This is a genomic window from Syntrophomonas curvata, assembly GCF_052976825.1.
On record NZ_CM129641.1, the window covers coordinates 1,992,062 to 2,004,296 of the forward strand.

General features: G+C 50.1%; 5 protein-coding genes, 2 tRNA genes and 2 rRNA genes. 5 read left to right on the forward strand and 4 right to left on the reverse strand.

Annotated features, from left to right (window positions below):
• Positions 1-79: 79 nt before the first annotated feature.
• The 3 genes from ACU70B_RS08895 to yunB all read right to left on the reverse strand — a co-directional run bounded on the left by ACU70B_RS08895 (position 80) and on the right by yunB (position 6,418).
• Positions 80-3,627: ribosomal RNA gene (locus ACU70B_RS08895) — 23S ribosomal RNA — on the reverse strand.
• A 200-nt stretch (positions 3,628-3,827) separates the two neighbouring features.
• A 16S ribosomal RNA gene (locus ACU70B_RS08900) occupies positions 3,828-5,498 on the reverse strand.
• Together the 16S and 23S rRNA genes form the textbook arrangement of a ribosomal RNA operon.
• 263 nt (positions 5,499-5,761) lie before the next feature.
• Positions 5,762-6,418, reverse strand: coding sequence for a sporulation protein YunB (gene yunB / locus ACU70B_RS08905; protein WP_447183211.1), 657 nt, complete (start codon positions 6,416-6,418; stop codon positions 5,762-5,764).
• Between the two features lie 162 nt (positions 6,419-6,580).
• On the opposite strand from yunB, the gene gltX reads away from it, so the two are divergent.
• The 4 genes from gltX (at position 6,581) to ACU70B_RS08925 (ending at position 9,851) form a co-directional block, all read left to right on the forward strand.
• Positions 6,581-8,041, forward strand: coding sequence for a glutamate--tRNA ligase (gene gltX, locus ACU70B_RS08910; RefSeq protein WP_447183212.1), 1,461 nt, complete (start codon positions 6,581-6,583; stop codon positions 8,039-8,041).
• Positions 8,042-8,162: 121 nt separating this feature from the next.
• Positions 8,163-8,236 (forward strand) — tRNA-Gln (locus tag ACU70B_RS08915).
• 7 nt (positions 8,237-8,243) lie between these two features.
• Positions 8,244-8,319, forward strand: a tRNA-Glu gene (locus ACU70B_RS08920).
• Between the two features lie 734 nt (positions 8,320-9,053).
• Positions 9,054-9,851, forward strand: a complete 798-nt coding sequence (locus ACU70B_RS08925; protein WP_447183213.1) for a MerR family transcriptional regulator — start codon at positions 9,054-9,056, stop codon at positions 9,849-9,851.
• Between the two features lie 219 nt (positions 9,852-10,070).
• On the opposite strand, the gene ACU70B_RS08930 is transcribed toward ACU70B_RS08925, so the two are convergent.
• Complete coding sequence (locus ACU70B_RS08930) at positions 10,071-11,000, reverse strand: NAD-dependent epimerase/dehydratase family protein (protein WP_447185740.1); 930 nt, start codon at positions 10,998-11,000, stop codon at positions 10,071-10,073.
• Positions 11,001-11,147: 147 nt separating this feature from the next.
• Here ACU70B_RS08930 and ACU70B_RS08935 point away from each other — a divergent pair, with 147 nt between their 5' ends.
• A complete protein-coding gene (locus tag ACU70B_RS08935) occupies positions 11,148-12,194 on the forward strand; it encodes a GT-D fold domain-containing protein (protein WP_447183214.1) in 1,047 nt (348 codons plus the stop codon).
• The last annotated feature ends 41 nt before the right edge of the window (positions 12,195-12,235 follow it).

Sequence of the window (12,235 nt, forward strand, 5' to 3'; positions counted from 1 at the left end):
TTCGCTCTTCGCCTTGCTCAGGCGAAACGCTCGTGTTCTCTCAAAACTGCACAGGTATTAAGCAGATACTGTTCTCTTTAAGGTCAAGCCCTCGGTCTATTAGTACCGGTCAGCTTAATGCATCGCTGCACTTACACATCCGGCCTATCAACCACTTAGTCTTAGTGGGACCTTACTTCCTTGACGGAATGGGAGAACTCATCTTGAGGTCGGCTTCGCGCTTAGATGCTTTCAGCGCTTATCACGTCCAGACATAGCTACCCAGCTGTGCCTCTGGCGAGACAACTGGTACACCAGCGGTCTGTCCATCCCGGTCCTCTCGTACTAGGGACAGATCCTCTCAATTCTCCTGCGCCTGCGATGGATAGGGACCGAACTGTCTCACGACGTTCTGAACCCAGCTCACGTACCACTTTAATGGGCGAACAGCCCAACCCTTGGGACCTTCTCCAGCCCCAGGATGTGATGAGCCGACATCGAGGTGCCAAACCTCCCCGTCGATGTGAACTCTTGGGGGAGATAAGCCTGTTATCCCCGGGGTAGCTTTTATCCGATGAGCGACGGCCCTTCCACTCGGCACCGCCGGATCACTAAGCCCGACTTTCGTCCCTGCTCGAGATGTCTCTCTCGCAGTCAAGCTCCCTTATGCCTTTACACTCTTCGCGCGATTTCCATCCGCGCTGAGGGAACCTTTGGGCGCCTCCGTTACTCTTTGGGAGGCGACCGCCCCAGTCAAACTGCCCGCCAGACAATGTCCCTGACCCGGTTTACGGGCCCAGGTTAGAACTCCAGCAATCCAAGAGTGGTATCCCACCAGTGACTCCTCCAAGCCTTGCGACCTGGATTCTTAGTCTCCCACCTATCCTGTACATGCACTACCAAAATCCAATATCAAGCTGCAGTAAAGCTCCACGGGGTCTTTCTGTCCTATCGCAGGTAACCGGCATCTTCACCGGTATTACAATTTCACCGAGCCCCTCGTCGAGACAGCGCCCAGATCGTTACGCCTTTCGTGCGGGTCTGAACTTACCAGACAAGGAATTTCGCTACCTTAGGACCGTTATAGTTACGGCCGCCGTTCACTGGGGCTTCGGCTCAAGCCTTCGCGTTGCCGCTAAGCTCTCCCCTTAACCTTCCAGCACCGGGCAGGCGTCAGCCTCTATACTTCATCTTTCGATTTGGCAGAGACCTGTGTTTTTGCTAAACAGTCGCCTGGGCCTGGTCACTGCGGCTCTCTCACGCAAAGTACATGTTTTACGTACTCACGCTGTCAGAGCACCCCTTCTCCCGAAGTTACGGGGTTATTTTGCCGAGTTCCTTAACGAGGGTTCTCTCGCGCGCCTTAGGATTCTCTCCTCACCTACCTGTGTCGGTTTGCGGTACGGGCACCCGCTTCCTTGCTAGAGGCTTTTCTTGGCAGTTTGGACTCAATGACTTCGGTACTACGCTTCCCTCCCCATCACACCTCAGGCTTACACCAGGCGGATTTGCCTGCCTGGCACCCTACGTGCTTGGACGCACTCTTCCAATCGTGCGCTTCACCTATCCTCCTGCGTCACCCCTTCACTCAATCGGAAACTAGGTGGCACTGGATTTTCAACCAGTTGTCCATCCCCTACGCCTTTCGGCCTCGGGTTAGGTCCCGGCTTACCCTGGGCGGACGAGCCTTCCCCAGGAAACCTTAGGTTTACGGCGGACAGGATTCTCACCTGCCTTCTCGCTTACTTATGCCAGCATTCTCACTTCCTATTAGTCCACTGCTCCTTACGGTACAGCTTCTGCCCCATAGGAACGCTCCCCTACCGATTGAGAAGTGAGATGTGAGAAGTTGGACGCGGGATTTTTATTCCCACTTTTCTATCAGTCTAAAGAGCTGTTTTCCGAGTACATCATAGTCTTCTATGATTTTATCGTCTTGCATGTATCCTAAATCTTTGCTTAACTTTAGAAGAACTATCATTTCGTTGCTGGAACCTAAGGCATTTCTTAGGTAATGCTTGAATTCTTTGGCGGAGTTCTTCCGGCCATAGCCTTCGGCTATGTTGGCTGGTATGGATACTGCTGCTCTTCTTATCTGATATCCTAATTCCCTTTTCTCTGCTTCTGGAAATGTGTTAGTCAGTTTGTGAGCTTGTAGTACTAGTTGGTATGCTTTTTGGTACACTATGAGATCTTCAAAGCTTTTTATCTTTTCTTCTCCCATCTGGCACACCTCTCACTTTTTTCTCACTTCTAACTTCCCACATCTCACTTCTCAATCCCAAAGCTTCGGTACTATGCTTAGCCCCGTTATATTTTCGGCGCAGGGCCACTTGACCAGTGAGCTATTACGCACTCTTTGAATGGTGGCTGCTTCTAAGCCAACATCCTGGCTGTCTGTGCAGCCCTACATCCTTTCCCACTTAGCATAGATTTGGGGACCTTAGCTGTTGGTCTGGGCTGTTTCCCTCTCGTCTACGGACCTTGTTACCCGCAGACTGACTGCTATGTTTTTCCTTATGGTATTCGGAGTTTGGGAAGGTTCGGTAACCGAGTAAGGCCCCTAGCCTAACCAGTGCTCTACCCCCATAAGGCACTTCATAACGCTAGCCCTAAAGCTATTTCGGGGAGAACCAGCTATCTCCGGGTTCGATTGGCATTTCACCCCTATCCACAGCTCATCCACGCACTTTTTAACGTACTCTGGTTCGGGCCTCCATCTCGTGTTACCGAGACTTCACCCTGGCCATGGATAGATCACCCGGTTTCGGGTCTACCGTATCATACTTTTTCGCCCTTTTAAGACTCGCTTTCGCTTCGGCTCCATCCTTTTTTGATTTAACCTCGCATGATACCGTAACTCGCTGGCCCATTCTACAAAAGGTACGCCATCACACTTGGGAAGTGAGAGGTGAGAGGTTGGGTTGACAGGTGTGAGGTGCGATGTTGGAGGTGAGACATTTCTCACTTCTAACTTCCCGCTTCTCACTTCTCAATTAACTTCCCACTTCTCACTTCCCAATAGTGCTCTGACTGTTTGTAGGCATACGGTTTCAGGTTCTTTTTCACTCCCCTCCCGGGGTGCTTTTCACCTTTCCCTCACGGTACTGTTCGCTATCGGTCGCCAGTTAGTATTTAGCCTTGGAAGGTGGTCCTCCCTGCTTCCCACCGGGTTCCACGTGTCCGGCGGTACTCGGGGTCCTGACTAAGAGTCCGATGTTTTTCGGCTACGAGGCTTTCACTCTCTGCGGCCTGACTTTCCAGACAGGTTCGCCTAAATATCGGTTTTGTAACTCTTTGACAGCTCTGCAATTCTGCCCTGTCAGCCCCTCAACCCCTCATATGCAACGCTTGCAGGCTTACACATATAAGGTTTGGGCTCTTTCCCGTTCGCTCGCCGCTACTAGGAAAATCTCTCTTGATTTCTCTTCCTCCGGTTACTAAGATGTTTCAGTTCACCGGGTCTCGCTTCTCCTACCCTATGTGTTCAGGTAGGGATGATACCTGTTCTCAGGTACCGGGTTTCCCCATTCGGATATCCACGGATCTATGCTCGCTTGCAGCTCCCCGTGGCGTTTCGCCGCTGGCCGCGTCCTTCTTCGCCTTCTGGCGCCAAGGCATCCACCATACGCCCTTTTTATCTTGACCTTTGCGAGAGAACTTTCTTTCGTTTAGCGGGTCTTTTGAACCTCGATTCGCCATTCCCGCTTCCCTCGAATGAAATTGTTCTGCTTTTTTATCCTGTGCAGTTTTCAAAGAACTTCCCGCCCTCTCTGGCGGTATGTATATAAAACGAACAGCAAGGTCGAAGTGATCGACCTGTTTCGGGTGTTAACCCTACTCCTTAGAAAGGAGGTGATCCATCCGCACCTTCCGGTACGGATACCTTGTTACGACTTCACCCCAATCACCAACCCCACCTTCGACGGCTCTCTCTATTGCTAGTTGAGTCACCGGCTTCGGGTGTTGCCGACTTTCGTGGTGTGACGGGCGGTGTGTACAAGGCCCGGGAACGCATTCACCGCGACATGCTGATTCGCGATTACTAGCGATTCCGACTTCATGCAGTCGAGTTGCAGACTGCAATCCGAACTGAGAATGGCTTTTTGAGATTCGCTCCACTTCGCAGTCTCGCTGCTCTCTGTACCATCCATTGTAGCACGTGTGTAGCCCAGATCATAAAGGGCATGATGATTTGACGTCATCCCCACCTTCCTCCCGCTTGTCACGGGCAGTCCCATTAGAGTGCTCAGCTTTGCCTGTTAGCAACTAATAGCAAGGGTTGCGCTCGTTGCGGGACTTAACCCAACATCTCACGACACGAGCTGACGACAACCATGCACCACCTGTCTCAGAGCTCCCGAAGGCACCCCCTGCTTTCACAAAGGTCCTCTGGATGTCAAGACCTGGTAAGGTTCTTCGCGTTGCATCGAATTAAACCACATGCTCCACCGCTTGTGCGGGCCCCCGTCAATTCCTTTGAGTTTCAGCCTTGCGACCGTACTCCCCAGGCGGGATACTTATTGCGTTAGCTGCGGCACGGAAGGGGTCGATACCTCCCACACCTAGTATCCATCGTTTACGGCGTGGACTACCAGGGTATCTAATCCTGTTTGCTACCCACGCTTTCGCACCTCAGCGTCAGGGTCAGTCCAGGCAGCCGCCTTCGCCACTGGTGTTCCTCCTGATTTCTACGCATTTCACCGCTACACCAGGAATTCCACTGCCCTCTCCTGCCCTCAAGATATCCAGTTTCAGATGCAACCCCAGGGTTGGGCCCCGGTCTTTCACATCTGACTTAGTTATCCGCCTACGTGCTCTTTACGCCCAGTAATTCCGGACAACGCTCGCCCCCTACGTCTTACCGCGGCTGCTGGCACGTAGTTAGCCGGGGCTTGCTGGTAAGGTACCGTCATTCCGTATCACTATTCGCAATACGAACTTTCGTCCCTTACAACAGAGCTTTACGACCCTAAGGCCTTCTTCGCTCACGCGGCGTCGCTGCGTCAGGGTTTCCCCCATTGCGCAATATTCCCCACTGCTGCCTCCCGTAGGAGTCTGGGCCGTGTCTCAGTCCCAGTGTGGCCGTTCACCCTCTCAGGCCGGCTACTGATCGTCGCCTTGGTAGGCCGTTACCCCACCAACCAGCTAATCAGACGCGGGCCCATCCATAAGCGATAGCATATTCAGAGGCCATCTTTTCTATCAAGGTCATGCCACCTCAATAGTTTATGCGGTATTAGCAGTCGTTTCCAACTGTTATCCCCCTCTTATGGGTAGGTTGCCCACGCGTTACTCACCCGTCCGCCACTATTCAACACTCAACACTCAATGTTCTCTGTCTTCCCTTTTGTGTTAGGCTTTTTGGCCTGATGCTCTCTCCGTTCGCATCTACGCTGTCGCCTACTCTCTTTTTATCACTTCAAGAACATTCAGTGTCGAGTGTTGAACCGTTCGACTTGCATGTGTTAGGCACGCCGCCAGCGTTCGTCCTGAGCCAGGATCAAACTCTCCAATGAAAGTTTATTTCCTAGCCTCAATCTTTTTAAGGCTGGCTTTTTGTTGTCTCTTTCGGAGTCTTGGCTTGTATTTTCTTATACCGAAAATGCAGTCCCATTTCTCCCGCACTTCTTTCCTTGCTGTTCTGTTTTATCAAGATCCTGCGCCCCTCTCTCGTGGGCGCAAAACATATATTATCATGCCCCTGTTTCTATGTCAAGCGTTCTACATTATTTTTCCGGCTATTAATCTAACCACTAATCTCGCTTGTTTGGCGGCGATATTATTCTTGCAGCATCAAGGGACTAAGTGGTTGTTTACTGCTGCCATTGAAGTTCAAATAGGTTTTGGGCACCTCGCCAACAATAATGGTCTCCGCCAGCGGTATTACAGTCGACACACGAATCGTTTCGTCCAGGTAGGGAACCGCTATTTTTATGTTGCTGTCAATTTTAAAGTATATAAGGTGCCTGGTCTGGTTGACCCCAGCCTGGTCAAATTTGTTGAGAACATTCACCTGAACTTCACCGGCCGGAATTATTTTAACCCTGAATTTGGGTCCATAACCAGCCAGAAACGACGGTCCCAGCAACTGTCCAGCCGGGATGCTGATACTCTCGGCCCGCATTTGCTCGCTGGCTTCGGCTACCTCGATAACGGTCCGGGTCATGATCCGGTTTAACATTATAGTATTGGGTTGGATCATAACTATCCTGCCCTGCCCGTCTTTGTGCACCGTAACCAGTTCCTGATATTCTATGTTATTAACTACTTGTTCGTTAACAATACGATTAATAGCTGCGGTTTCAGTCAGCTGGGCCCTGGATCGGGCCAGCTGGAGAATACTGGATTTTATTTTTATGTCTACTATTATAGTGATTGCTATTAAGAAAACCGCAATTATGATAAGCAACCACCGGCGTCTTCTGTAGTCGATCATAACATCCCCTCCGCTAACAAATATATGTAAAGTAGATGTGTTTGGTGCACAAAGTGCCCCTGAAAAATCAGGAAACTGCTAGAAGCATTAAAACGGTGAAAGTTTCCTTCCTGGCTTTGAAAATTGCGGCTGTATGTTATAGACTATTTTCTGAAGGAGTGAGTGATATTGCAGCAAGTTAGGGTACGTTTTGCCCCCAGTCCAACCGGCAGCCTACATATCGGCGGAGCGCGAACCGCTCTCTTTAATTGGTTGTTTGCCCGTAAACATGACGGAGTATTCGTGCTCCGCCTGGAAGATACAGATTTGTTACGCTCCAGCGAAGAGTCGTCGGCAGGTATTATTGATGGTCTGCAATGGCTGGGGCTTAATTGGGATGAAGGCCCGGAAACGGGCGGTTCCTACGGCCCCTACCGTCAAAGCGAACGCCTGCCCGTTTATCGGAAATATCTGGAGCAACTGGTGGCCGACGGTCAGGCCTATTATTGTTTTTGCAGCAATGAAGAGCTGCAACAGGAAAAGGAAGCTGCCCGCAATGGAAAAAGAGATTATAAATATAGCGGCAGATGCAGAGAACTTACATCGGAAGAAGTTCAACAGCGTCTTAGCCAGGGCTTAAAGCCGGTCATAAGAATAAAGGCGCCGGATAACGGGACATGCGTGGTACATGACCTCATCCGCGGCGACGTGGAATTCAACTATGTTTTGATGGATGATTTTATAATTGCCAAGTCAGATGGATGGCCCACTTATAATTTTGCGGTGGTAGTAGACGATGCGAGTATGGACATCACTCATGTGATCAGGGCTGAAGAACACCTTTCCAATACTCCCAAGCAGTTGCTTATATATGAAAGCTTAGGTTTAACCCCCCCTCTTTTTGCCCATGTTTCCATGATTCTCGCCCCTGACCGGAGCAAACTCTCTAAACGCCATGGAGCCACTTCAGTGCAGGAATTCCGGGAGCAGGGATATCTGCCGGAAGCGCTGGTAAACTATCTGGCTCTGCTGGGCTGGTCCAGCGGCGATGATCGTGATTTTTGGAGTCTTGATGAGCTGGTGGCGGAATTTGACCTGGAAAATATCTCCCGCTCCCCTGCTGTCTACGATATTGAAAAGCTTACCTGGATGAACGGTAATTATTTGGGTAAAGCCGATAGCGAAAGGCTCCTCAGTCTGGTCAGCAATGATAATCAGATCAAGAGATGGTCGGCCCTTTATCCCCGCGATTATTTGCTGCAGGCATTGCGGCTGGTTGGCAGTCGGGTTAAGACCCTGAACGAGATCCCGGCCGCAATTGAGTACTTCTGCGAGGATATTGCCGCTTACGACGGCAAGGGCGTTGCCAAACATTTTCGTAAGGCTGATGCGGTGGATATTTTGACGGCCCTGATAGAATTGGTGGATAATTGTACGCAATTTGAAGCAGAACTGATTGAGACCCGGATGCGCCTGCAGGCAGATATTATGCGGCTAAAAGCAGCAGAGCTTATTCATCCTGCCCGCCTGGCCTTAAGCGGCCGCACCAATACTCCCGGCCTTTTCGAGATCATGGAATTACTGGGCCGGGAAAGATGCCGGCAAAGACTGCAAAATGCTGTTGCATACATTCGCGGTCTTTAAAGCATACTTTATTAAAAGGCTGGCAGCTAAAATTCAGGTCCAAACCAGACGAATAACCTTTGACATTACCCTCGCCCTGTATTATAATTATTTTCGCGCGGGGTAATTGCCCCCTTATTATTGCCGGTTGGTGTAACGGTAGCACGACTGACTCTGGATCAGTTCGTCAGGGTTCGAATCCTTGACCGGCAGCCATTTTGATGGCCCCATCGTCTAGTGGCCTAGGATGCCGCCCTCTCACGGCGGAGACAGGGGTTCGACTCCCCTTGGGGCTACCAAGTTAAATTGACAAACCCGTGTTTCAAAAACGATTGAAATACGGGTTTTATTATTTTCTGAATCAATCGTCCGGCCTATTGGAATAGGGCTACAGGTTCTTTTTCTTATTTTGGGCAATTCTACCACCGGTGGATACAAATTTTTGAACGAATACATTACAATGACTCTTATATACAAATGAGTAAAATCGAAACTTTTTGGCTATTGTGTTCTTCAAAACACCAGGAAAGAGTACTGGGTACATATTAACCGCGTTTCTCTTTTTGACCTGTGGAAAGAAACGATGAATAACTTTAACGATCCCCGGTTAAAAGAACAATTCACTGCCGAAGAGCTTGAAAAAAGCAAAAGGGATTTTGAAAGCCGCTTTGCTGCAATTTGTCCTAGGGGAATGTGTTTTCCTGTTATTGAATACGAGTGTAAATAAGATATCACCCTGCAATTCCATTCAAAAGCATGGCTGGATACTACAGCGCCGATAACAGCTCCTGCATAGGGTTTATAAAATCGGATGAAAAGACAGGTGTTTTAGGCCTTCCGTTCAAAACCGCAATGATTCAGGAACCGATGCCGAAGGATACTCAAATGATTGCGGCGGAATTGTTTTCGTATTATGTTGAGCAGAAATATGATGATGTGATTATATAAAAATCTATGAGCGCTTGACTTTGCCCTAACTGGAAGCCGTATACTCCAATCAGAACATGTTCATATGCCATCGGAGGGTGATTCTATGCTCACAATCGGAGAATTCTCCAGAATCAGCAGGGTGTCTGCCAAGACGCTCCGTTATTACGATCAGATCGGGCTGCTCAAGCCCGGATTTGTCAGTCCGGACTCCGGCTACCGCTATTACGAGGTCTCTCAGCTTCGGGACATGCTGCTGATTGCGAGGCTGAAGCGGTATCGGTTTTCTTTGCCCGAGATTGCCGCTGTTCTGGCCGCCAGGGACAACAGCCGTCTGGCCCAACTCCTGCAAGCCAAAAAAGAGGAGTTCCTGCGGCAAATCGAGGACCAGCGGCACCTCCTGCTGCAAATGGAGCAGGACATCGAGAAAATAGAAAGGTGTGAGAATATCATGCAAGCGAATTATTTGGTGAAAACCGTGGAGATTCAGCCCAAAACCATCTATTCCCTGAGACGGAAAATGAGTGTTCGGGATTTTGAAGAAGCCTTCGGCACGTTATGCGCCGGTTTGGAAAGGAACCGGCTGAAGCCTGCCGGGCCGTTCCTGTCCGTTTACCATGACGAGGAGTTCAATCATGACTGCACCGATATTGAAGTCGGGGTGGAGGTGTCGGGCGGCAGCGGCGAGCAGGTGCGGACGCTTGCTCCGGGACTTTGCTGCTTTGCCACCCATATCGGCCCCTATGACGATTTCACTCCGTTCTACACGGCACTGATGGAATGGATTGAAAGAGAAGGGTACACCGTTTCCGGGCCGCCCTTTGAGTTGTATGTCAAAGGCTGCGATGACAATGTTGTGCCCAGTGAATATGTAACCGAAATTTATTTTCCCATCAAAAAGTAACTGAAACGGGACAGCAAAGGCAGGGTGAACTTACGGAATCTCCCTGCCTTTGGCTTTACAATAGTTTATCTCTGCTTATCGTTACGGACTATGCGGTGCAGAAAGCACCATTCTATCGGTAACGCCCCCTTATAAGCATATGTCGGTTATCAAAAGTGGGGCGCCAAAACCACAAAAGGCAGATTTAAGAATATTGTGGAGTTGAGGGCAATCGCTTAGTCACAACAGCCCCGCTTGTTTTTCCCGGAAAAACCGCAGGGTTCTTTCCAGTCCTTCGCTTAAGCTTATCCGGGGCTTCCAGAGCAGTATTTTTCCGGCTTTGCGATTATCCAGACGGCTGTGCATGATGTCGCCTTCCCGCCTGGGGACGTACAGCGGTTGGGCTTGACATTTATTAAGACTGTTTAAGAGCTCCCAAAGCTCGTTGATGGGCACTGCTTTGCCGGTACTGATATTAAAGGTCTGATTATCGCCCAGGTATAGTGCGTTGCTGCAGGCAGCAACCACATCGCCGACATAGATGAAATCCCGGGTCTGCTCCCCATTGCCCTGAACAATAATATTCTCCCCGCGGGCATAACGGGAGACAAACTGTGCTATCACCCCGCCATCCCCGGCAGCCTGCTGGCGCGGCCCATAAACATTGGCGAACCTCAATATATTATATTTCAAACCAAATAGCAGGTTATACATTCTTATATAACGTTCGGCGGTATATTTGGAGAGACCGTAAAAGGAAACCGGGTTAGCGGGATGGGGTTCGTCCAGGGGCAGATACAAGGGGTCGCCGTAAACAGCAGCACTGGAAGCAAATATTACTTTGCTGGTTTGATACTTAAGCGCATGGCTCAGGATTTTCAGAGTACCTGCGATATTGTTATCGGCATCAAGCCCGGGCTCCTGTTGGGAGCGGGCCACGTTGACCTGGGCGGCAAAATGATATATAATTTCAGGTTTTTCCCGGGCTATCACCTTTTCCAGCTTATCATCGTTAATATTCAGGTTATAGAATTTAGCCCCGTAATTTACATGCTCAAGCAGGCCGGAACTTAGGTTATCGGCTACTATTACTTCATGCCCGTTGCTCACCAGATGATCGCTTAAATGAGAGGCTATGAAACCTGCTCCTCCGGTTACCAGAATCTTTATAGCTCAAGCCCCCTCGCCCATACTGCTTATTTTATTTATATGATTGACATCCCTCCTGCGTGACCTGCAAGTAACCGCTCAGGCTGGTAATGTATAAAATAGTATAGGACTGCTGCAAGTATATGCAATCAGAAGGAGGGTAATATTGTGCCCGAAATAAGATACCGCTCCAGTGTGAGATTAAGCAATAATCAATCGCCTCCCCAAGGAACGGCATTAAACCCGCCAATGTCTGGTTTTAATGGCGTCAGGTTTTATTCGGGGTCGCGAGAGATAATCCGGGATGAGAAAAGATTAGCCCTCGTCCTGAAGCGTCGGGAATTGGAATCCCGGGTAATGACGGTCGACCAGGTGGCTGATAGAATCCTGCAAGCGCTGCGGGATCAACGCGGCTTCTCTATTATCCGCCTGGGGGACGCGGAGATTTTAACTCTGGCCCAGGATACCGTTTTCCCAACCAGTGCAAATGTTCCCATCTGGGGAGACTTAATGGCGGAACTCTGCCGGGATCCGCTTCTGGGCAAGGGAGATAATAATGAAGTGGTTCGGTGGAGAGACATGATGCATGCTTCCGGAGTCAATTATCCCGATTTGCAGGTTCGCGACCAGTTAGCCCAGGCGGTGAAATCCGCCAGTCTTATAGGCATCCCGGTAAGCAACCGTCCCGGGCGCTCCCGTGCCCATCTGAAACTGGTGGAAGGCTTTCAAACGGTTTTACTGGAGGAGCTCAAGCTGCTGAACCTGGCCCCGGAAAAAATGCGGTTTGGCGATTCTGCCCTGCATTATCTGCTCTACACCTCCGGATGGATGAACCGCATCCTCTCCCCTGGCGATTATCCGCAGATAGCTCAGCGTTATTCATTTTCTCCCGGTTATAAACCGGGGGTTCTACTGGTCGGAAACCGGGCTGGAGAACTGGCAGATCTTATGGGACCAAAAGGGCTAAGGATAAGCGGAGTCGTAAAACCGGTAAACCTCGGTAACATAGATGAGAGTTTGGCTGCAATCTCCCGCCACTCTTTCGATATCGCCCTGATGGCGGCCGGCATCGCGGCAAAAATCCTCTGTTCGGCAACGGCTGAGAGGATGAGCCGGGTAGCGATTGATGCCGGACATCTGTTTGATTTGCTGGTTGACCACCACCGCCATCTCGACCACCAGAGAACCCGCATACCATATGAATGGATGCTTTAAGCAGCCTTAACTTGCTCACTCCTTACGCAACATGTAAAATA

Coding starts and splice junctions, on each gene's coding strand:
- yunB (WP_447183211.1), bottom strand. CDS start 6,418: ATGATCGACTACAGAAGACGCCGGTGGTTGCTTATCATAATTGCGGTT.
- ACU70B_RS08925 (WP_447183213.1), top strand. CDS start 9,054: ATGCTCACAATCGGAGAATTCTCCAGAATCAGCAGGGTGTCTGCCAAG.